Origin of the sequence: Paenibacillus ihuae, assembly GCF_001368795.1 — a bacterium.
Lineage (GTDB): Bacteria > Bacillota > Bacilli > Paenibacillales > Paenibacillaceae > Paenibacillus_AQ > Paenibacillus_AQ ihuae.
The window spans coordinates 2,111,502-2,132,579 of the sequence record NZ_LN831198.1 but is presented as its reverse complement, the minus strand read 5'-3'; the positions used below and the strand labels follow the sequence as shown (position 1 = coordinate 2,132,579).

Annotated in this window: 17 protein-coding genes, 1 pseudogene and 1 riboswitch; of the genes and pseudogenes, 8 read left to right on the top strand and 10 right to left on the bottom strand. The window is 48.3% G+C overall.

Features of this window, described 5'->3' with window-relative positions:
• Position 1 precedes the first annotated feature (1 nt).
• The 5 genes from AQR02_RS09575 to AQR02_RS09555 form a co-directional block, all read right to left on the bottom strand.
• A complete protein-coding gene (locus AQR02_RS09575; RefSeq protein ID WP_054940369.1) occupies positions 2-448 on the bottom strand; it encodes a hypothetical protein in 447 nt (148 codons plus the stop codon).
• A gap of 186 nt (positions 449-634) precedes the next feature.
• Positions 635-3,019: a polyprenyl synthetase family protein gene (locus AQR02_RS09570; RefSeq protein ID WP_054940368.1), complete on the bottom strand. Its 2,385-nt coding sequence runs from the start codon at positions 3,017-3,019 to the stop codon at positions 635-637.
• Positions 3,020-3,201: 182 nt separating this feature from the next.
• Positions 3,202-3,561 carry a hypothetical protein gene (locus AQR02_RS09565; RefSeq protein WP_054940367.1) on the bottom strand — a complete coding sequence of 120 codons (360 nt, stop codon included), beginning with the start codon at positions 3,559-3,561 and terminating at the stop codon, positions 3,202-3,204.
• A gap of 133 nt (positions 3,562-3,694) precedes the next feature.
• Entirely contained in the window at positions 3,695-4,462 is a 768-nt protein-coding gene (locus AQR02_RS09560) for an SDR family NAD(P)-dependent oxidoreductase (RefSeq protein ID WP_159067719.1), read from the bottom strand.
• A gap of 219 nt (positions 4,463-4,681) precedes the next feature.
• Entirely contained in the window at positions 4,682-5,644 is a 963-nt protein-coding gene (locus AQR02_RS09555) for an ABC transporter substrate-binding protein (protein WP_054940365.1), read from the bottom strand.
• A gap of 229 nt (positions 5,645-5,873) precedes the next feature.
• On the opposite strand from AQR02_RS09555, the gene AQR02_RS09550 reads away from it, so the two are divergent.
• From AQR02_RS09550 to AQR02_RS09535, 4 genes are all read left to right on the top strand, one after another.
• Positions 5,874-6,557 carry a response regulator transcription factor gene (locus AQR02_RS09550; protein WP_054940364.1) on the top strand — a complete coding sequence of 228 codons (684 nt, stop codon included), beginning with the start codon at positions 5,874-5,876 and terminating at the stop codon, positions 6,555-6,557.
• A gap of 1 nt (position 6,558) precedes the next feature.
• On the top strand, positions 6,559-7,827 hold the full coding sequence (locus AQR02_RS09545) for a HAMP domain-containing sensor histidine kinase (protein WP_054940363.1): 1,269 nt from the start codon (positions 6,559-6,561) through the stop codon (positions 7,825-7,827).
• Between the two features lie 148 nt (positions 7,828-7,975).
• Positions 7,976-8,749: an ABC transporter ATP-binding protein gene (locus AQR02_RS09540; protein WP_054940362.1), complete on the top strand. Its 774-nt coding sequence runs from the start codon at positions 7,976-7,978 to the stop codon at positions 8,747-8,749.
• A gap of 2 nt (positions 8,750-8,751) precedes the next feature.
• Positions 8,752-11,094, top strand: a complete 2,343-nt coding sequence (locus AQR02_RS09535; protein WP_054940361.1) for an ABC transporter permease — start codon at positions 8,752-8,754, stop codon at positions 11,092-11,094.
• A gap of 11 nt (positions 11,095-11,105) precedes the next feature.
• On the opposite strand, the gene AQR02_RS09530 is transcribed toward AQR02_RS09535, so the two are convergent.
• Both AQR02_RS09530 and AQR02_RS09525 read right to left on the bottom strand, forming a co-directional pair.
• Positions 11,106-12,020 (bottom strand): class I SAM-dependent methyltransferase, encoded by a 915-nt coding sequence (locus AQR02_RS09530; protein WP_054940360.1) that lies wholly within the window; start codon positions 12,018-12,020, stop codon positions 11,106-11,108.
• Positions 12,021-12,350: 330 nt separating this feature from the next.
• The gene (locus tag AQR02_RS09525; RefSeq protein ID WP_245237267.1) at positions 12,351-13,025 is read right to left on the bottom strand and encodes a Crp/Fnr family transcriptional regulator; all 675 of its coding nucleotides are present in this window, start codon (positions 13,023-13,025) and stop codon (positions 12,351-12,353) included.
• A gap of 149 nt (positions 13,026-13,174) precedes the next feature.
• On the opposite strand from AQR02_RS09525, the gene AQR02_RS09520 reads away from it, so the two are divergent.
• Positions 13,175-13,513 carry a cupin domain-containing protein gene (locus AQR02_RS09520; protein ID WP_054940358.1) on the top strand — a complete coding sequence of 113 codons (339 nt, stop codon included), beginning with the start codon at positions 13,175-13,177 and terminating at the stop codon, positions 13,511-13,513.
• Positions 13,514-13,533: 20 nt separating this feature from the next.
• On the top strand, positions 13,534-13,926 hold the full coding sequence (locus AQR02_RS09515) for a cupin domain-containing protein (protein ID WP_054940357.1): 393 nt from the start codon (positions 13,534-13,536) through the stop codon (positions 13,924-13,926).
• Positions 13,927-14,004: 78 nt separating this feature from the next.
• Here the strand turns inward: AQR02_RS09515 and AQR02_RS09510 are convergent, their stop codons facing one another.
• Positions 14,005-14,952, bottom strand: a complete 948-nt coding sequence (locus AQR02_RS09510; protein ID WP_082451953.1) for an EamA family transporter — start codon at positions 14,950-14,952, stop codon at positions 14,005-14,007.
• Positions 14,953-15,034: 82 nt separating this feature from the next.
• Positions 15,035-15,146, bottom strand: a riboswitch (purine riboswitch).
• 76 nt (positions 15,147-15,222) lie between these two features.
• Positions 15,223-16,704 (bottom strand): RCC1 domain-containing protein, encoded by a 1,482-nt coding sequence (locus AQR02_RS09505; RefSeq protein WP_054940355.1) that lies wholly within the window; start codon positions 16,702-16,704, stop codon positions 15,223-15,225.
• Between the two features lie 272 nt (positions 16,705-16,976).
• On the opposite strand from AQR02_RS09505, the gene AQR02_RS09500 reads away from it, so the two are divergent.
• Positions 16,977-18,173, top strand: a complete 1,197-nt coding sequence (locus AQR02_RS09500) for an L-threonylcarbamoyladenylate synthase (RefSeq protein WP_054940354.1) — start codon at positions 16,977-16,979, stop codon at positions 18,171-18,173.
• Between the two features lie 239 nt (positions 18,174-18,412).
• Positions 18,413-19,787, top strand: a pseudogene (gdhA, locus tag AQR02_RS09495) (NADP-specific glutamate dehydrogenase).
• A gap of 112 nt (positions 19,788-19,899) precedes the next feature.
• On the opposite strand, the gene AQR02_RS09490 reads toward gdhA, so the two are convergent.
• Positions 19,900-20,883: a diaminopimelate dehydrogenase gene (locus tag AQR02_RS09490; RefSeq protein WP_054940353.1), complete on the bottom strand. Its 984-nt coding sequence runs from the start codon at positions 20,881-20,883 to the stop codon at positions 19,900-19,902.
• Positions 20,884-21,078 lie beyond the last annotated feature (195 nt).

Genomic DNA, 21,078 nt, shown 5'->3' with positions numbered 1-21,078 from the left:
TTTAGACTCCTCTCCTGTAGTGATATAGTTTCGTCACGGAGCCCGTGACATCGGAAATGAATCCCGAGACAATCAGGATGACAAACATCACCTGTACAGGCTGTTCGATGACCAGTGATCCCATGGCAAGAAGGAAACCGAGAATAAAGACGAAGAAGCCGTTTCGGTGCGACTTCAATTCGATCTGTTTATCCAGTTCATCCGTGAAATTCGGCTCCTTCTCCCCGGTCGTGATCCGAAAAACGATATTGAAAAAAATACTGATTACGATATGCGCAAAAATAGAAACCAAAGTCAGAACGAGGACAAAAGAGCCCCAATAGTGAAAGATTTCTGTCGGCTCCATTCCTTCCGCAGGATACTGCACATACTTGTACGCGCTAAAAGATACGAAAATGAGAATGGCGCTAATGATCGATACGATGCTCTTTTTTTCCTGATAAGTCATGCTGTACCCCTCCTATAGAATAATTATAAGTTAAGTTTGTTATACACAATGTATATCAAACCATTCTCTGTGTCAAGTATTCTTTACATTACAGACCAAATAAAAATAACCCGCAACCTGTGCGGGCTTGTTATAGGGAATAATGACGATTTGAATTTCCTACAAAATAACACCCTGTGTACGGGCTTAACGCTCCCTGTTCACCACATAATTCATCAGATGTTTTAAAAACGGTATATTGCGGGGAATCGCTTGTAATGCTTCCGTAGCAAGACAATAGTGTTCCCACATTTCCTTACTGGCACCTTCGATTCCAAGAATCGAGACGAAATTCGAATTATTGTTAGCCACATCCTTGCCGACCGGTTTGCCGAGTACATTCGTATCTCCCTCCACATCGAGCAGATCGTCTTTGATCTGAAACGCAATCCCCATATGGTAGGCAAATTTTTTGAGGGCAATAACTTCCGCTTCGCTGGCCTCTGCAAGCATAGCCGGCATAACCAGACATGCCTCAAAGGCCACCCCAGTTTTATAAAAGCAAACCATATTCAGCTGTTCCAGGGTCAAACTCTTGCCTTTTGAATCCAAGTCCATAGCCTGCCCCATACACATGTCTTCTGCCTTTTGAGCCGAGTAACGGATCAGGGCAAGAACGGTCTCCGCCTTGAAGCGGTTTAGGGAGGCTTGTTCCCCAATCGCTCTTTGAATCAAATACAGCCCGGTTAATTCGGCAGTAGCACTATTGTGTACCTGATGCAAGGTCGCCTGCCCTCTGCGGGTAGACGCATTATCCTGTGAGGGCAGATCATCAAAGATCAGGGATGCGGTATGCATATATTCGAGTGATCTCAGAAGCGGAACAAGGGCCTCAGACTCCAATCCGTATTCATTCACGCCCATGACCCAGGTCAGAATAGGACGAACCCGCTTCCCGTCCCCTTCCAGACTGTAATTGGCCGCATCGATCAGCTGTTCCTTCATTGCCGTAATCCCCTGGGGTTTGGTGAATTTCAGCTCGCTGTTAATCAGACTGCGGGCACTTTTGAATGTAGCGAGGAATTCTTCCTGTTCCTTTGCATCATTTTTCAAATGCTCAACCATCCGGTCCCGCAGCAGCTTATCGAAAAAATCCACATCATCCGCTTTCCGCACCATTTTCTGGATAAGCTGATTGAGTTCCGGTTGGCCGGCTGCAAACATCCCCATCGTCTCGTTGTACTTCTCAGCTCCAGCCCGCTCTTTGAAACGCTTAAGTCCATTAATTGCCCGGTCCAGTATTACCTCACGGACTTTGGCATTGGAATCATAAACGCTGCGGATGAGATTGGAAACGACTACCCAATACAATTCGAAGGGATTAATCAAATCCGGTCTTTGCTCATGATATTGTAAATAATAAGTATAGGGTGTCACCGCACCATCCTTCAGATCCTGCTCCATATCCGCGAAATCGTCGGCAAGCTGATTGTAGATGCCAAAAAAGAAGGTCCGCTCTTCAAAGCCGGCATCCTCAGGCGCACTGATTACAGAACGCGCAATCAGCCGGGACGATGAAGACTTCAAGATAACGGGGATGTACAGTTCATCATTCGTGTAATCGGGCTGTGAAAGCACCTTTACACGGTCGATATCCTGCGCATGAAAAAAGACGAAGGACTGCTCGAAAAAGATCTGCTGTGTGTCAGGGCTCCGATGCTCCTTAATATACTCAAAAGCCTCTGTGAGCTCTGAATGGATATAATGAATCAGCTCCGCATTCTCCCCGGTCCATACCCCCAGTTCAGGCACAGCTCCGGTAAGCAGTGCAGAACGAATCAGATCGGAATATTGCGCTTTCTCTTGAAGAGTCAAAATCTGAGAATCCAACAGATCATCGATAAATGGATAGGTGAGACCATAGGAATATCCAAGCCTGATCGCTTCATCAAGCCTGCGGGAACGCTCCCCGGGCGGTGCAGCATCCCCCAGCTCATCCATTACATGCAGAACAACGCCCAGAATAATCTTGATCAATTTACGCTGCGAATGCTCCGCACTCATTCCCTCTGGTATATGTGAAGCTACCGATCTTAGTTTTTTGAACAACCAGATTACTGCAGCTTCCGTCCCTTCCTTCTGGGCCCACCTGTACACCCCTGCTAAATTCATAAATTCCGGCTGCTCACTTTTGTTTGTGTTAGCGGACTTTAGTAAGTGTTTGTTCAAATCAGTCACAGTTCTCTGAATCCGGTTCTGGGTGACCGATGAATCCAGCGTTTTCCCCAGATCTCTCAAATAAATGTAAGAGACACTGCGGTCCAAATAATCATCCAATTTCCCTGTGTAATTCAGCCATTGAATGTACCTGTAGTAATCCCGGGTATCCGGCTTGTTCTTTCCCCGTGAAAAGAAGCTTAAGCCTGAATAACCCCGCAAATGCTTCCGTTTCCATATTTGAATATCCTCTTTGAGGGCTGCCACATAAGACTTGTTCTTGACCTGATTATAGAGTGTTGTAAAATACTGGGCCGCCCTCTTCTCAGCCAGTTGATAGCCCTCATTACCATGATTCGTAGAATTTATATTCATAAGATGCACAACCTCAACGTCTTATTTGATATACATAGCTGCATTTCACCCGGGGGAATGCAACGCATTTCGTTCAAGCTTTTTATCCTTATACGGACAATAAGCGGTTAGGTTACGGAACCCATCTGAAGGGTCAACAAAAAAAGAAGGCCCGTTTAGGACCTTCTCTAAGGATAGCAGGATTATTTAGATAAGCTTTGCAGATAAGCATCCGCTTCTTCATAAGTTGGATAATGCACAGCAAAGCTTCCGAAAAGTCTCTTCATCTGCATTTTCCAGATTGGAGAGTTCGCAACATAGGCCCAGCCTCCAAGACCTTTAGCAACAGCCATATCGCCAGTAGGTGCAAGCATGCCGGCAACCTCAGGTGAAAGAATTGTCGCTGAACCTGTTACATCGGTTATTCCGGTAAAGCCCGGTTTAAGCTGCTTCATCGCTTTCTCAAAATCAGATATATAGGAAGGCACGTCCGCTTCAGTAAGTCCTAGTGCTTTTACAACCACTTGATTTTTTTGTACGTTTACTTCCATTGTGTAAGGCATGCTGATTCCTCCAGATATGAATTTAAATATGTACCTACAAATTTATATCGGCTGTTCTTAACGGTGAGTTGAGAGAAAAAGGAAATTCATTAATGTATTTTACGAATTACATTTTTCTGCTAAATTAGGGAGCTTATTTCGTAGCGGAATATCCGCCATCTATAAGATGAACAGTGCCTGTAATAAAGCCGGCTTCATCGCTTAGCAGGAAGCATACAAAAGCCGCGATTTCATCAGGAGTTCCGTAGCGTTTAAGCGCTGTCCCGCCGGCAATTGCGGATTGTAGGCCTTCTACGTCATCCGAAAGGAGCCGTTCATAACGGCCCATCATAACTGTCGGTACAGGCCCTGGCGCAAGTACATTGGCCCGGATATTGCGCGGACCCACTTCAGCCGCAACAGACTTGGTTAAACCGATAATCGCGTGCTTGCTAGCAGAATAGGCAGCATCACCGGCCATCCCAATGGTACCGTGAAGGGACGCGCAGTTTAGGATGGCCGAACCGGACGGCATGAACGGAATTGCGTACTTCATCATCATAAACTGGCTGATAAGATTCGTGTTAATGACTCTTTCAAAAGTCTCTACCGGATATTCTTCCACTAGTTGATTATCTCCGGTAATAGCAGCATTGTTGTACAGGCAATCAATTTTACCGTAATGATCAATAGTATCCTTGATTATACTCTTTACAACCGCTTCTTTTGAAACATCCCCTTGAATAAAAAGCGCTTCCCCTCCCATTTCAGTAATTTCCCGCGCAGTAGCTTTTCCGGAGTCTGAAATGGTTACACAAACAACAGAAGCCCCCTCTAAGGCAAGTCTGATGGCAGAAGCCCTTCCAATTCCGCTTCCCGCTCCGGTTACAATGGCTACTTTCCCGCTAAATCTGTGATTCATCAAAACACCACTTTCTTTGTTGTAGAGTTTCGGTTCGGCATCATTACTCATTTCGACCCATTCCCTAATCAAGCGAGCAATTTCGACATATCAACCAAATTATACCATACCACCAAATGATTAAAAACTACATTTTTTCCAAAAAGAAGTGTTAGCACAAAAAAATAGAGAGCCGACCTGCGGCTCTCTTGAACTATTATGGTTAATATGAATATGGACTCATTTACCTGTATAAAGCTTAGTTTTCATCAATGCTTCTAGGAATGTGAATTTACTGTAAGCCGTTCCGCCTTGGGCCAGCGGATCAACCAGATTAACATAAACATTGCCGCTCTTGACTGCTTTCAGACTCTTCCAGATCGGATTCTTCTGCAGTTCCTCCAGGGCTTTTGGATTATCCTTGTTCTCATCCGGAGAGAACTGGACGAAGAGATAATCCGGGTTGATCGCCGCAAACGCCTCCAGCGAAATGTTCTGCTGCGCCTTCGCCTGCTGAACTTCCATTGGCACGGCTGCACCCAGATCTGCATACAAGGACCGGTTAAAAAAGATATCCTTCGGATACAGGAAAAGGTTGCCTGTCCGGATACGTAGAGCCATTACTGTCTTGTTCTTGAACTTAGGAGTGAGCTTCACTTTAGCCACTTTCAATTCATTCTGATACTTCAGAATGGCCGCTGTCGATTCCTTCTGCTTGCCTGTAAGTGCTGCCAGCAGCTTAAGGTTGTCCATCCAATCCGTTGCGAGATGAGATACCGGAATTGTTGTAGCTATCTTAGCCAGCTTCTCATTGGTCTCAGCCGGAAATTTGGTACTGCTAAGAATAACGGCCGGATTAAGTTTGAGGATGGTCTCAAAGTTAGGCTCAATCTTCTCCCCTACCGGTGTTACGCCGGAAGTAATCTTGGAGAACATCGCTGGAAACTTACCGCCGACAGTAAGGGCTCCCTTAGGTTTGAAATTCAGCACCAGGGCGTCTTCGAGAGCCTCCAGGGCGCCGGCGATCACAATATTATCTGTCTTTGCAGGAACCGTATATACCTTGCCTTTATAGGTAATCTTCTGCGTAGCCGACGTGGTGGCTTTGCCAACATTCAGCGGTGCCGCGCTTACGCCTACAGCTGTTCCGATGCCCAAAACCATTACACCAGCTAATACCAAACCTTTTAATCCTTTTAACATGCCTGCTACCCCACCTCAGATCTTATTAATAATGAGAATCATTATCACAATTATCATAGATAAATCTGCTCCTTTTGAACATGGATTATTTCCGTAAATAACATGGACGATCTGCCAATAGAATCTTGCAGACTGCCTGTCGTAACTCTGTTTGCTAATATTGAGTTGATATGTTGTAAAATGGTTTTATAGACTGCAAGACTATATCCTTTGAAGTGGAGACAGGTCCATGAAATATGATTGTTTAATTGTAGATGATGAAACCGAGCTGGCGGAGACGACCAGCGAGTATTTTAATTTATTCAATGTCCTGACGGCTTTCGTTACCAGCGCTGATGCCTGCCGGAATTTCTTAAAGGAGCATACAGTATCTCTGATTCTGCTAGATATCAACCTCGGCGGAGAATCCGGATTTCAGCTGTGCAAGGAGCTGCGGCAGATGACAGATATCCCTATCCTGTTCATCAGCGCCCGGACCAGTGAGGATGACGTTCTGATTGCACTGGATATCGGCGGGGACGATTACATACATAAGCCGTATACGCTGCGGGTATTACTGGCCAAAACCAAGGCAGTATTGAAACGCTATGCTAATGAAGCCCTGCCAGAGTCCACAATCCTTCAAGCCGGTCCTGTGCAGATTGATCCTGAACTGAGACGGGTCAATCTGAATGGTGTCCCGCTGAAACTAAAAACAATGGAATATAAATTGATCAGTTACTTCATTCTTCATAAAAACCGGGTCATTCCCAAAGATGAGCTGTTCGCTGCTGTATGGGGTGATGTTTTTGCCGGCGACGGCACCTTAAATGTACATATCCGCCATCTGCGTGAGAAGATCGAACAGGATCCCAACCATCCCGAGTACATAAAAACAATTTGGGGCATCGGCTATGCCTTTGAGGACAAATAGCATGTCAAAGAAACTGCTGCTTGCCCTGCTGCTGGTCATTGCAAGTGCCAGTACCTTTTATTTTCTCTCAATGCTCCATATGAAGAATGGATTATCCACTGACAGAGTGGCTATTAATACCCTAGTAAAGCTTACCGAGCAGAATTGGGGCACCGTCCAAGGGGAGCACTTTGTTGATATCCCTTATGATTTTGCAATTATTGACAGGTCAGAGACACTTGTATATCAGACAAAGAGTGGCATATCAGTAACCGAGAAAGAAGCTATTTACCATCGTGATACACTGATCGATGTAGTAGTTCAAGGCATTAGTGTAGGAAAAGTTATTATTTATAACGATTATGACACTTTATTTTCCCGGATGAAGCTGCAATTTTCAGTTATCTTTGCGGCTTCCCTGCTGCTGCTGGCTTGTCTCTTTCTCGCTTATATCCTGTATTTAAACCGGATGATCTTCCGCCCTTTCAGCAAAATGCAGCGTTTCGCAAAGCACATAGCCAAGGGGGAGCTGGATATCCCTCTGGAAATGGACCGGAATCATATGTTTGGCGCCTTTACGGAAAGCTTTGACATGATGCGCGACGAGCTGGCTGCGGCACGGCACAGTGAATATCTGGCCAACAAGAGTAAAAAAGAACTGGTTGCCAGCCTCAGCCACGATATAAAAACGCCTGTTTCCTCGATAAAAGCAGTCACAGAGCTAATGCTCCTTAGTGCCTCTGATGACAAAACCAGCCGACAGCTAAACACGCTGTACGCCAAAGCCAACCAGATTGATCATCTGGTAACGGATATGTTCCACGCCACCATGGAGGAGCTGAATGAACTCCAGGTCAATGTAACGGAAGAGCACAGCCACCTGCTGGGTGAATTAATCGACAATGCCAACTACTATGGCCAGATTACGTTGGCCCCTATCCCGGATTGCCTTATTGCAGCAGATCTCCTGCGCTTGCAGCAGGTTATTGATAATGTCGTGAACAATTCCTACAAATATGCCGGCACAGCCATCGAGATTGAGTGTGTAATCATTGAAGGTTTCCTGGAGGTACAGCTCCTGGACTTTGGTCCTGGTGTCCCGGAGGAGGAGCTGCCGCTGCTGTTCAATAAGTTTTACCGGGGAAGCGGCGCTGTCCATCAGAGCGGCTCGGGACTCGGTCTATTTATATCCCGCTACATGCTGCGGAAGATGCATGGGGATATGGTCTGCTGCAACCGCCGGAACGGCTTCATGGTGAAGCTCCTGATTCCTTTGGCCGGAAAAAATTAAGAAACCGCTAAGGATTCCGCAAAGACCCGTTAAGAACATTCATCGTAGAATTAATTTGCAGTTAAAGCTATCCGCTTACTGCAGCCATTATTAAATCGGCAGAAGGTATGCCAAATAATGAGTATGAATTTAAATGGAGTGTTCTGCAATGAGTCAACCGGCAAAGACCATATTAATGCAAACAAAAAAGCTGGGCAAAACCTTCTCACACGGAGGCGTCCAGCAGCATGTCCTGAAGAATCTGGACCTGACGCTGTACCAGGGAGATTTCACAGTCATAATGGGAAGCTCGGGTTCAGGTAAATCCACATTGCTCTATGCCATTTCCGGGATGGATAAACCGACGCTGGGAGAGATTCTGTTTGCCGGCCAGGATATTACGGGTATGAGCAATGACCAGCTTGCAGTCTTCCGCCGGAAGCATTGCGGGTTTGTCTTTCAGCAGATTCATTTACTGGATACCATGAGTGTGCTCGACAATGTGTTATCCAGTGCTTTTTTGGTACAAAAAAACCGAACGGCGGCAGTTTCCAAAGCCAAGCAGCTGCTGGCGGAAGTAGGTTTAGATGCCTCAAAGTGGACGAAATTCCCGGCGCAGATCTCCGGTGGAGAGGCACAGCGGGCAGGAATAGTCCGGGCATTAATTAATGCCCCCACTGCCGTGTTCGCTGATGAACCTACTGGAGCGCTTAACAGCGCAGCCGGCACAAGCGTCCTGAATGTCCTGACGGAGCTGAATGAACGCGGGCAAAGTATTATAATGGTCACTCATGATCTCAAAACCGCACTCCGGGGTAACCGGATTCTGTATCTGCGGGATGGAATTATGGTTGGCGAGCTGCAGCTGCCTCCGTTCAGAGAGACTAACGGACCAGAACGGCAGGAGCAATTACAAACCTTTTTAGCAGATTTGGGGTGGTAAAGATGCGCAGCGTCCAAACAAAACTGGCCTGGTCCAATATCCGCAAACGAAAAAGCTCCACCGCTACCCTGTTCCTTTTAATCCTGCTAGCCGTCCTTTTACTCAACATCGGACTGTCGGTTACGCTGAAGCTGAATTCATTTCAGGAACAAAAAATGGTTGAGCTAAAAACTCCGGACATGATCTCATACTTTTCCGACAATGAGCATCTTAAAGAGTACGAAGCTTTGGTGAACAATTACCCGTATACCGACCAATGGGAGAAAGAATCTGCCCTGCTGCTGTCCGAGGTCAAGATCAAGTACGGGCAAAGCGAGACCACAACCGGGCTATTGGTACTTAATGCTGAGCAGCAGCGGACCATGGCTCCCTTTAATACCATCACTCCGGTCAAGTCCTTCAGCAGTGATCAGATCTTTCTCCCTTATATATTCCATGTCGGTGGAGGGTATAATGTCGGAGACTCCCTTACCATAACCTATGAAAAAGCTGTGTACACCTATAAAATCGGCGGTTTTATCGAGGAGCCGTTAACAGGAACTTTTACTAATGGTGCGATGAAAGTATTCCTTGCAGGTGATTCATACCGGGAGCTCGAGGAGAGTACCGGAACAACGTCCCGGGTCACTTTCCTATCCGCGACGATGACAGAAGCCGACAAAACAGAAAAGCTCATCCAATTGCTGGGAGAGGAGCTTACCGCTTCGGGTACTAAAGGTAACTTTTCCATTATGAGTGCGGAATCAGGCATTGCGGGAAACAGTGTATTCGTTAACTTTTTAACTGCCATTCTGATTGTCTTCGCACTCATTATGGTAGTGATCTCCCTGATTGTCATCCGCTTTCAGATACTCGAGCATATTGAGGACAACATGCAGAATATTGGCGTGCTGAAAGCTAACGGGTATACTTCCTGGCAGATTATCTCTGCCCTGTTATTACAGTTTATGTGGATCACGCTAGCAGCGGGTGTTCCGGGCGTAGCTGCCACAACATTAGTTATGCCTTTCGCCGGAAATTTGATATCCACTTCCATTGGATTAATGTGGCCGCCGGCATCTGGAATGCTTAGTTCTGCTCTCAGCGTGGCCATTATCACAGGTATGGTGATGCTGGTAACCTTTTTATCCAGTAAGCGGATCAGAATCATCACTCCGATTGCTGCACTGCAGAGCGGCTTAATGACCCATAATTTCAAAAAAAACCGCATTCCGCTGGAGCGCTTCCCTCTGGGTCTGCAATTTGGTTTGGGCTTGAAGACCTTAGTCCTTCAGGCCAAACAAAATGTGATGATTCTTTTGATTGTTGCAGGACTGACCTTTTCATCCATCGCCTGCTCTATCCTGAATTTCAATTTCACAGATGATACCACCGCCGTTCTTCAGCTTGTGGGGTTCGAACAGAGCGACTTTATGCTCATACCGAAAAGCGGAAAACTTACTCCCGAGATGATTGAAAAAGTGAAAAACCTGGAGGGCGTACGGAAGATAACCTTCATGGACTCCATCGCCGCTTCGATTCAGGATACCGGTTTTACGCTAAAGGTATCCAATGATTTTGATAAAATGGAGACGCAGACTGTATACAAAGGAAGGCAGCCCATCTATGATAACGAAATTGCCGTTTCAGGAATTATAGCCAAGCTGGAACACAAAACTATAGGCGACCAGATTGAAGTTAGCATTAATGGGACTACTGGTACCTACCTGATAACCGGCCTTAGCCAGCAAATCAATCAGCTTGGGATGGTGGCAACTATTACAATTGCGGGTCTGCAAAGGATTCTGCCGGATTATACTCTTGGAACGCTCAACGTATATCTGCAGGACGGAAGTGCTCCCGGTGCTTTTCTGCAGCAGTTGGAGCAAAGCTATTCTGATCAGTGGTCTGTAACCAATGTTCAAGAAATAATGCAAAGTACACTAAGTAACTTTAATGCCGCAGTATCTTCTATGACAGCAGTCATCACGGCAGTCACGATCCTAGTTGTCAGTCTTATTCTATATCTGGTCATCAAAACTCTGATCTTGAAAAGAAAGCGAGAATTCGGCATTCTCAGGGGTCTGGGCTATACCACCTTCAATCTGATGACTCAGATTACTTTCAGCATGCTTCCGGTTATCGCGACTGGTGTGCTGGCCGGAAGTCTTTTGGGGTATTATTACTCAAACTGGGCCTTCGTGCTGCTTCTATCCAGTCTGGGTGTTTACAATATTCATTTTGCTGTCAGTCTGCCTCAGATTATGACCCTCAGTTTAGCTATTATTTCAGCAGCCCTCATCGTTTCCATGCTGGTATCCAGCCGGATCCGGAAGCTTAGTGTATATGGGCTGATCACGGATTAATCTTCTGATTATTACCGCTTAACCGCCAAGCAATAATTCACATTATCGAAGGCCGCAATGGGATGAGCCGGCTGGCTGTCATTATATGCATTGAACAGCTGTCCGGTAATTTCAGCTGGCGTCAAATGCTGATAGATCAGCAGATTAAGCTCCTCCAGCATCTGCTCCAGCTCCCGGTAGGAGTAGCTTGCCTGCATCGGCTCGCCTGCCTGTGCTGCCATCATTAACTGCTTCTGCGTCCGTTCACCCGCCTGTGGTGTAAAGGTAAGCTCATCAGGATAATCAAAAACGATGCTGCTGCCGCTAGGGAGCAGCATCACAATGGCGGACAATAATTGTTTAAATGAATCCTTGGGCAGATAATAACTGATGCCCAGTAAGCTGCTGAAGCTGATCTGATCCGGGTCATAAGCGGAACAGGACAGCACTCCCTTCTGCCAGTCAGGTTCAAGAAAATCAGCCGGAATGTAATGCACATTGGATGGTACATGCCAAGGTAGCGCAGAGATCCGCCGCTGCTTGTCATCACCCGTAGCGGGGTGATCGATTTCAAAGATTTGCAGATGATCTGCAAAGTCCGGCTGGCGGTAAGCGAAGGTATCGTATCCGGCGGCAAAAATCAGATATTGCCTTGCCCCTAGTGTGACCGCATTCTTAAGCGCCTGTTCCGCAAAGGCGGCCCTCCCCAGCGGAGACGGCGACAGCTGCCAATCAACGATTGCCCGCAGGCACTCCTCCTGTGTGCCGGTAAATTCCGGCAGGAAGAATGTTATCCCCTGCGACATATTGCTGGAGATGTTCGCGTATTCTTCATTGGTTAATAGTTCTCTTGCGAGCCGGTCATCAAAAATTTTGATCTGATTATGCTCTGCGTGATAAGCTCTTGCAAATGCACTAACAAGCGCTGTGATGCTTTTATTTTTCATTAATTATCACCTCACATCTGTTGTACCATTCAGCCGTATTGCGAAACAATACTTGATTTTTCTGTTATTTTATGGTATAATAAAGGTAATAATTTTATAAGTTTCACACTTTCGCCACATTTAGGGCGTTTTTTTATGCCTGAACAATCAAAGTAAAATAAACAGTCTTTTTTCAAGAAAGAATTGATGAATCCTCCGTGGTGAATAAACATAGGTTTTAGGACAAAAAAAGAGAACTCTCAGGTTCTCTTTTTTTGTCCTTTTTTGTGTATTCTCAAATAGAATTGGTCTTAACAACGCCCGTCCCCTAAAATAATAGATCCCACAACATCAGTCCGGCTGCACTTGAGCATCCATTTCCAGCAGCTCGAATTGATTGCGTGACAAGCGGATCAGGCCATCCTGCACCATCCGCTGCAGTTCTCTGGAGAGGGCGCTCCGGTCAACCGTCAGATAATCTGCGAGATCGGTCCGGCTGAACGGGATTTCGAAGCGGGGCGAATTGTTTTTGTGAGCCTGCAGGTGCAAATAATGCAGCACTCTCTCCCGCAGCGATTTGTGGGAGACCAAATCAAGCTTTTGATAAACCGCCCGGTTGTTCTCCAGCAGTAAAGCCATCATATTCTCAATGATTCGTCCTCTCAAATAACAGGTCACCTGGCCTGGACGGACGATGTTATTAATCCGGATAAACAGAATACGGCATTCCGAACCTGCTACCGCTTCATAACCGCTGGGCTCCCGTTCAAGGCGGAGTGCTGTTTCTCCGAGAATTTCTCCGCTTTTCAGTTCAGAGAAAATAAACCGGTTGCCTGAGACATTCTCCTTGCACAGCAGCACGTTTCCGTAAAGAATTATACCTGCTGAATCGAGAAGCTCATCTTGCTCAAAGATAACCTTCTTCTTCGCAAAATCCCTGATGGTTCCCTGCAGGCAGCTCAAGGCCTGCTGTACTTCTTGACTCTCGAACCCCTTAAATAAAATCGTGTTTTGTATTTTATCCATATATTCCTGCAATTTAATCCGCCTCCTGTTGCCATGGCAACAGAGTCATGGGAGAAACTCTGCTACAATTCAATAAATGAGAACGATTCTCACGTTAAGTCTTATTATATCAAAGGACAAGAATCAATCAATAGATACAGGAGGACCGTATGAGCGGAATTACATCAGGGACCGTATTTTATTTAGATCAAATGATCGGCATCAAACCTAACCGGATTGCAAGCCGAACGCTGGACTTTTCAGAAGTAGCGGATGATCGTGCTGGGGCACCGGAATGGGTGCTGTATGCCATGGATCAGGGGGAAACGATCAGTTCGGAAACTTCTCCGGAGTCCAAGCTGATTTTTGTACTGGAAGGTGAGCTTCATATGCTGGTGGATGATATGCCGTGTCATCTGCCGCAAGGAGCGTCGGTATGTGTTAAGAGTGATACATGGCATGAATTCGCTGCGCAGAGCAGCTGCAAGTTTCTGCAAATCAAAATTTAAAATGAAGGCAGGTATTCCATATGGTGCAAACAGGATTTATCAAAAAATTGCCGCATTCGGAAGTTATAGATCTACGGAACATCATCACAGTTGAAGAACAGCAGGTATCCAGCCTGACCCTGGTGCAGCGTCCCAATCTTGCCATGACACTACTCTCCCTGGATAAAGGTTCATCCATTGGCGGCCACTCTTCTCCGGGTGATGCTATGGTTAATATTTTGTCAGGCCTGGCACACATCACCATAGCGGACAAAGAATATAGCGTACAAGCCGGGGAAAGCATTATATTACCTGCAAATATCCCTCACGCGCTGTATGCTTCAGAGGCATTCCAAATGCTGCTGATTGTCGTCAAACCGGATAAAAAAGAAGTAAAGCTCGGTGAAAAAAGACTTCCTCCCCAAGACAGATGATGAGAAAACAAGAAGCCCGCATTAGATGCGGGCTTCTTCAGCTTATGGCTTATCACTTATTGTAATTATCGGCCAACCTCATGAGGTTACCGTCTCTGCACTTCTCCAGCGCAGTTTATACAGCTCAGGCATGACAACCCCAAGCAATACCAGAACTACCCCGGTCCATTGCAGTCCGCTCACCTGCTCATGCAGCACGAACGAGGATAGCAATACTGCCACCGGAAGCTCAGCCGCACCGAGAATTCCGGCCATTCCGCCTCCGATATGGGGCACGCCAATCGCAAACAGCACTGGCGGAATAAACGCTCCAAACAAACCGAGCAGGAATCCGAACAACAGCAGCTGTCCCCACAGCAAGCCGTTAAACAGGAAATACGGCGGGAACAGGATGCAGAGCAGCACCAGACCGCCTGTAACCATCCAGGCACTCCGGTAAGCCGGATGTACAGAGGGAACGGCTTTCCCGCTAAAGATGATGAACATCGAATAGCTTACCGCTGACAGCAGACCAAGTGTAATGCCTAAGAAATTGAAGTGAGCTGTACTCTCTCCAAGCACCCCTGCCGCAAGCAGTGTTCCGCCGAACAGCAGCAACAACGTCAATACGGTTATTTTATCCGGACGCTGGCGTTTGCTGACAGCCTGGATCAGCACACTGATCCAGGTGAACTGGAACAGCAGGATAATCGCCAGCGATGCCGGGATGTAGCGGAGAGACTGGTAATACAGCAGGCCCGTGACGACTGTCGGTGCCCCGGCAAGCATAAGCAGCAGTCTGTGCTTCCATGTCATCCGCGGGGATACACGTCCGGCTTCTTCCGGTGTAATTCCTTGTTTCCGCTGCTTGCGTGTCTCTCTTACTTTGGTATATAGAGCCAGCATCCAAGCCAGTATACAGCCGGTCATCAGCTGCGTGCCGACCACTTCTCCCAGCTGGTATCCTTGTCCGTATGCGAGTACAACTATGGTTGACAAGATGCCATAGCTCATCGCTCCTACCAGAACCGAAATTAAGTACTTCATATCCTTCATATCTATTATGCCTCCTGAAACTTCTGTATCGGCCGTTACACGCAAAAAATCCTAACTCCGGGATAAACACCATAAACATGGTCTTTATCATCGTAGTTAGGAAGAATAGGCTTCCTGTAGAAACCCTCGCCCTATAAATACCAGAACGGCTGCGAGGTTATACGAGAACTTTTATAATGATCAGCATGACGACTTTTCATATGTTACACGGCAAGTGAGATGGTGTCAACCTTTAATTGTTTAAAATTTGTGGTTTATCTCCTATTCACCGCTATCCCCCAGCCAAACCTCACCAGAGACAGTGTTCCACTTCAGACTGATTCCCAGCAGCTCGCAGAGATCCTGGAGCGGAAACTGGGTAGTATCGGATAAGGCTTGTAGCGTAATTACACGCTCTGTCTTCTTCCCGTTAATAAACAGCTGTTCCGGATCACTGGCTTTGATATGAATAACCGTGCTGCCATATACGAATGACCAGAGTCTAAAGCGGTAATTATTGAACTTTGGATCGGGATTAGACTGAGTCATATTCACCTTCACACCAAGCGCCTTGAACACACTGCTGTAAGGAACATACAATTTCCCGTTGATAACGCCTGTCGTTCCATAAAAATCAATGGTCTCTCCGTTCACCAGAAAGGTCAGCGGAGTCTGAACCGGAGCAACAGCAATTGTATCGTCATTCGTAACCGTACCGCTGCCTGTGGCTAATCCGCCATTGAATCCTTCCCCCCAGCCCAATAACCTGCCTTTCTTATCCTGTGCAAATCCGAAGCTGCCCGTGCTGCCCCATAAAGTGGTGATACTCTCTTCGCCTTTGACTTGAAACGGTTTGTTCAGGGGGCCGGAGTTATAATTCCATTGCCAGAGTGTTCCGTTAGTCTTCAGTACATACAGCTTATTGTAGCCAGTCTGAAGTTTATAGACGCTGCTAAGGCCTGATATTTCGGACGGCACTTTCAGCGTCTTGTTCCAGCGCAGGGCTTGTCCATCCGCACGCAGCAGAAAGGCGTTATCCCCGGAGGGGGCCATTTGCTTAATCCCTGATTCGGCAAGCGTGTTCACGGTAACCGGATCACTTGCCCAGCGGATTCTGCCCATAATACTGTTATAAATGCTCAATTGCTTCACACTGCCGCCGCCAATAAGGAACAGCGCGTCATTGCCAGCGATCACAACAGAGCGGATTCCGGTAATCCGTGGCAGAGGCAGATAGCGGACCTTCATACGCATATTCTCATTCTCATCATAGGACGGGTACCATAATGTCGCCGTGCCGTCCTTTTTGACTGCTATCCCCGCTGAACCGTCTGTAGTGATGAAGGAGACATTATGGAGTCCTTCCAGCTTAGCCGGGCCTCCTCTTTTCTGGTGAGGCAAAGCAGGGTCATCGCTGATATATGAACCGTAGGTTTGACCCCAGCCCCACACTTCTCCGGCAGCATTCAATGCAAAAGAAACATTGTTTCCTGCCGCCACTTGAACAATGTCCGTCAAACCGGCAATCCTTTTCGGAATGTATTGATCAATATTGGTTCCATCGCCAGCCTGGCCATATTTGTTATAGCCCCAGCCGGTTACCGTACCGTCACTCCAGGCAGCAAGCCCATGCGCATAACCGCCAGATACACTTACCGGATAAGTCGCCGCCGCCGCGCTTACCTCTCTGCCCCCTGACGGAACAATTGCCGCGGCCAAGAGCATCATTATCAAGAGCTGTATAATTCCTTTATGACTATTCACAAGATCTCCTCCTTGATTATTGAAAAAACTGTAACAATAGCCTCCTTTTTGAAATGAATCTTAATTATTCTACCAATTATCTCCAGCAATATAAACCTTTATCGGATGGATGGAGCTTCATCTGCTTAAACTGAACTGAGGGCCAGCCTCTCCCGTTCTTTAGTCTTTTGGGTTCAATTTGAAAAATAGATATGTTACTATTTACAGGATAAACTGAATCCGGGATTCAGTACGCTGGTGCGCAGAAACTCTTTAAGAAAGTTAGTGATGTAATGATGAAGCCTGATAACTTTTCCTTTGCTGTGCAGAGGAAGACAGGAGAATACAGTGATACTCAATACTGGCAGCTCAGTTCTGCCGGCGAACCTGGTGCGGAGCGGCAGTATTCTGCTGAGGATAAACAGTCTATTGCGGAAGCTGCAGCAATATTAGCCGGCGGAGGTACGGTAGCGTTTCCGACAGAAACAGTCTATGGCCTGGGGGCCGATGCCCGTAATACCTCAGCTGTTGAAGCGGTGTTCGCTGCAAAAGGACGTCCCGCTGACAATCCGTTGATTGTACATTTTGCGGACCGCGAGCAGTTGGTTGAATTTGTGGCCGGCGTAAGTCCAGCAGCAGAAGCCTTGATGGATGCTTTTTGGCCAGGTCCGCTGTCACTTGTGCTGCCTGTACGCGCCGGCGTACTATCCGAACGCGTAACAGCGGGGCTTGATACAGTCGCTGTGCGGATGCCTGCACATCCTACGGCGCTGGCCCTGCTGAGAGCGGCTGCCTGCCCCGTAGCGGCACCCAGCGCCAACCGTTCGGGACGGCCGAGTCCGACAACAGCCGCCCATGTCCGCGAAGACCTCGCCGGGTATATCGGCGGGGTTCTCGATGACGGGCCAACCGGCGTCGGATTGGAATCGACCGTCGTGCAGGTGCAGCCTGACGGGACGGTCGCCATCCTCCGCCCGGGCGGGATCACAGCCGAGCAGCTGGCGGCTGTGCCCGGTGTTGTAGTTACTCCGCCATCCGGGGCCATCAGCCCGGCTGGCGGAGAAGCAGCCGGCGGACCGGAGCTGGCCGCCGGCAACAGCCCGGCACCGCGTGCGCCGGGCATGAAGTACACCCACTACGCGCCGCAAGGCTCGCTCACCATCGTGAGCGGGTCATCCCAGCAGCGTGTGGCAGACCAAGCCGCGGCCTTGCTGCAGGCAGCGCAGGCCCGCGGTGAGAAGACCGGCCTGCTACTGTTCGAGGAGCACCTGGCCTTGTATCCCGCCGCTGCCGCCGGCTGCGTGGTTTCACTGGGCTCGCTCAACGCCCTGGAGGAAGGTGCGCGCACTCTTTATGGCGCATTGCGGCGCTTTGATGAAGCCGGAGCTACCTATATCCTGGCCGAAGCTTGCCCCGAATCGGGTCTAGGTTCCGCTATAATGAACAGGCTGCTTAAGGCTGCCGGCGGTTCGGTCATCAGTACGGATTAAATACGGTGCTCTGCATAACATATAGGCAAACGAAGTTCCTAATGGGGCTGCGTTTGCCTTTTTATCATGCCGCCCGGGTTATCCATTTGCATAAATATAACACTATCTGTTAGTTTTATAGAATTAATTGATTAGCTATCAAAAAAGAATTAATTGGCAATTTGATGTCAGGTTTAAGTAAAATTTTAATAATTCGTTTAAGGGTAACCACATTATGCAGACAGGGAGTGTTCATTCAAGTGTCGACTATTTCATCAGAAGCTTCGGCTTCCGCCGAAAATTATATCCAGCAGGTATTCGAAGCCGTCAAACGCCGTGATCCGCTGGAACAAGAATTCCATCAGGCTGTGAAGGAAATTCTGGAATGTCTAGTTCCTGTTCTGGCGCGTCATCCTCATTACATGGAGAATGCAATACTGGAGCGGCTCGTTGAACCGGAGCGCAGTCTCTCCTTCCGTGTTCCCTGGATGGATGACTCCGGGACCATTCGTGTGAACCGCGGCTACCGGATTCAGTTCAACAGCGCTATAGGTCCGTATAAAGGCGGTATCCGTTTCCACCCTTCTGTCTACTCCGGGATTGTTAAATTCCTGGGCTTCGAGCAAATTTTCAAAAATGCCTTAACCGGCCTGCCCATCGGCGGCGGTAAGGGCGGTGCCGATTTCGATCCCAAAGGCAAGTCTGACCGGGATATCATGTCTTTTGCCCAAAGCTTTATGACAGAGCTGTACCGGCATATTGGTCCTGACACGGACATCCCCGCAGGAGATATTGGTGTTGGTGCTCGGGAGATCGGCTACATGTTCGGACAGTACAAACGGATCCGCGGCGGACATGAGGCTGGAGTGCTGACCGGCAAAGGTCTGCTGTATGGCGGAAGCCTGGCGAGAAAAGAAGCTACGGGTTACGGCCTCGTATATTTCGTGCAGGAGATGCTGGCGGCACAGGGACAGGGCTTCCAAGGGCAGACTGTGGTGGTATCCGGCTCAGGCAATGTGTCTATTTATGCTATGGAAAAAGCACAGCAGCTTGGTGCGCTTGTCATTGCCTGCAGCGACTCGGGGGGGATTCATCCATGATCCGCAGGGCATTAAGCTGGATACAGTGAAACGGTTGAAGGAACAGAACCGCAGCCGGATCAGCGAATATCTCAAAGAGCATCCGCATGCGGAATATATAGAGGGAAGCTCCGGGATCTGGAACCTCCCTTGTCAAATCGCCCTGCCTTGCGCCACACAGAACGAGCTTGATGAAGAAGCGGCACGTGCTCTTGTGTCAGGCGGAGTACTGGCTGTCGGAGAAGGAGCAAACATGCCGTCCACGCTGCCGGCGGTCAATTACTTTTTGCAGCAGGGAATCCTGTTTGCTCCGGCAAAGGCAGCCAATGCAGGCGGAGTAGCGGTCTCAGGACTGGAAATGAGCCAGAACGGCATGCGCCTGTCCTGGTCGTTCGAAGAGGTAGATGAGCGGCTGCGGCTCATTATGAAGAATATTTACCGCAGTGCTGTCCTTGCTGCAGAGGATTATGACCTGCCCGGCAATCTTGTCGCCGGTGCGAACATCGCCGGGTTCCTGAAGGTCGCTGATGCCATGCTGGCCCAGGGAGTGGTCTAAGACCGCCGATGAAGAGAACGTCATCGTTGTTGAATATAAGCACAAGAAGACGCGCCGATGATCAACCAGCGGCGCGTCTTCTTTATTTAACAACATTATGTGAAGTCAATTCCTACAGGAGTTCACGGCGAAGCTCTTCCGGTGACTTAGGCGAGAGGTAGCCGAGCGGAATATCAAACACCGTCTTGGCTCCTGCCGCCCCTTCTGCGCTGAGGCGCGAGGCTGCTCTGGCATAAGCGATCAGCACGCTGGCCGTGAATTCAGGGTTGCTGTCCAGCTTCAGCCCGAACTCTGCGATCTGCTTGCTTCCGTTGCCGGTAACTCCGCTGCGGATGACGAATCCGCCGTGCGGCATTCCGGAATGCTCCCTGGCAAGCTCCTCTTCCGTAATGAACGTCACCGTCGTATCGTAATCGGCAAAGTAATCCGGCATATGGGTGATCGTACTGCGGATGGCTTCCTGGTCCGCGCCCTCCTCCGCCACGACGAAGCAGTTGCGGCGGTGTTTCTCGCGCGTCGGCAGCTCTGGAGTTTCACCGGAGCGGATACGTTCTATCACTTCCTGCACCGGCACTGTATATTGAACGCCAGCCTTAACACCGGGTACCCGGCGGATCGCATCAGAGTGGCCTTGGCTGACTCCGGTTCCCCAGAAGGTATACTCTTTCCCTTGAGGCAAAACAGCCTGCATCAGCAGCCGGTTCATGGAGAACAAGCCAGGATCCCAGCCGGTAGAGATGATTCCAACCTTCCCGCCCTCCACAGCGGCTGCGTTCACCTTTTCATAGAATTCAGGAATTTTGGCATGTGTGTCGAAGCTGTCCACCGTATTGAATAATTTCACCAGCTGAGGTGTCTGGTCCGGCAGATCCGTCGCCGATCCTCCGCATAGAATCATCACATCAATCCGGTTTATGTACTGCCCGGCATTATCGAGGCGCTCCACTGTTACCCCCGTTTCCTCCGCCAGTCCTTCCGGGTCTCTGCGCGTAAAGATCGCAACCAGCTCCATATCGGGGTTCTGGTTAATTGCCAGCTGTACTCCTTTACCTAAGTTGCCGTAGCCTGCAATCCCTACTCTAATACGTCTGTTCATGATGATCCTCCCTGCCGGAAGCTTCCGGATGATTTATATTCCTTTAAATTACAAGTATATATACATTACATGAAATGTAAACATTTTTCCGGCCACTTCATGAGTAATTCAATAGAGATCAAGCCAGACTTGCTGCATGCAATCCGCTATGAACCCTTTTTTTAGCGCCTAATTCAGTCACTCCAGGAATAATTG

Excerpts from the sequence above, each read along its gene's own strand:
- AQR02_RS09575 (WP_054940369.1), bottom strand. The coding sequence starts at position 448 with ATGACTTATCAGGAAAAAAAGAGCATCGTATCGATCATTAGCGCCATT.
- AQR02_RS09570 (WP_054940368.1), bottom strand. The coding sequence starts at position 3,019 with ATGAATATAAATTCTACGAATCATGGTAATGAGGGCTATCAACTGGCT.
- AQR02_RS09565 (WP_054940367.1), bottom strand. The coding sequence starts at position 3,561 with ATGCCTTACACAATGGAAGTAAACGTACAAAAAAATCAAGTGGTTGTA.
- AQR02_RS09560 (WP_159067719.1), bottom strand. The coding sequence starts at position 4,462 with ATGAATCACAGATTTAGCGGGAAAGTAGCCATTGTAACCGGAGCGGGA.
- AQR02_RS09555 (WP_054940365.1), bottom strand. The coding sequence starts at position 5,644 with ATGTTAAAAGGATTAAAAGGTTTGGTATTAGCTGGTGTAATGGTTTTG.
- AQR02_RS09550 (WP_054940364.1), top strand. The coding sequence starts at position 5,874 with ATGAAATATGATTGTTTAATTGTAGATGATGAAACCGAGCTGGCGGAG.
- AQR02_RS09545 (WP_054940363.1), top strand. The coding sequence starts at position 6,559 with ATGTCAAAGAAACTGCTGCTTGCCCTGCTGCTGGTCATTGCAAGTGCC.
- AQR02_RS09540 (WP_054940362.1), top strand. The coding sequence starts at position 7,976 with ATGAGTCAACCGGCAAAGACCATATTAATGCAAACAAAAAAGCTGGGC.
- AQR02_RS09535 (WP_054940361.1), top strand. The coding sequence starts at position 8,752 with ATGCGCAGCGTCCAAACAAAACTGGCCTGGTCCAATATCCGCAAACGA.
- AQR02_RS09530 (WP_054940360.1), bottom strand. The coding sequence starts at position 12,020 with ATGAAAAATAAAAGCATCACAGCGCTTGTTAGTGCATTTGCAAGAGCT.
- AQR02_RS09525 (WP_245237267.1), bottom strand. The coding sequence starts at position 13,025 with ATGGATAAAATACAAAACACGATTTTATTTAAGGGGTTCGAGAGTCAA.
- AQR02_RS09520 (WP_054940358.1), top strand. The coding sequence starts at position 13,175 with ATGAGCGGAATTACATCAGGGACCGTATTTTATTTAGATCAAATGATC.
- AQR02_RS09515 (WP_054940357.1), top strand. The coding sequence starts at position 13,534 with ATGGTGCAAACAGGATTTATCAAAAAATTGCCGCATTCGGAAGTTATA.
- AQR02_RS09510 (WP_082451953.1), bottom strand. The coding sequence starts at position 14,952 with ATGAAGTACTTAATTTCGGTTCTGGTAGGAGCGATGAGCTATGGCATC.
- AQR02_RS09500 (WP_054940354.1), top strand. The coding sequence starts at position 16,977 with ATGATGAAGCCTGATAACTTTTCCTTTGCTGTGCAGAGGAAGACAGGA.
- AQR02_RS09490 (WP_054940353.1), bottom strand. The coding sequence starts at position 20,883 with ATGAACAGACGTATTAGAGTAGGGATTGCAGGCTACGGCAACTTAGGT.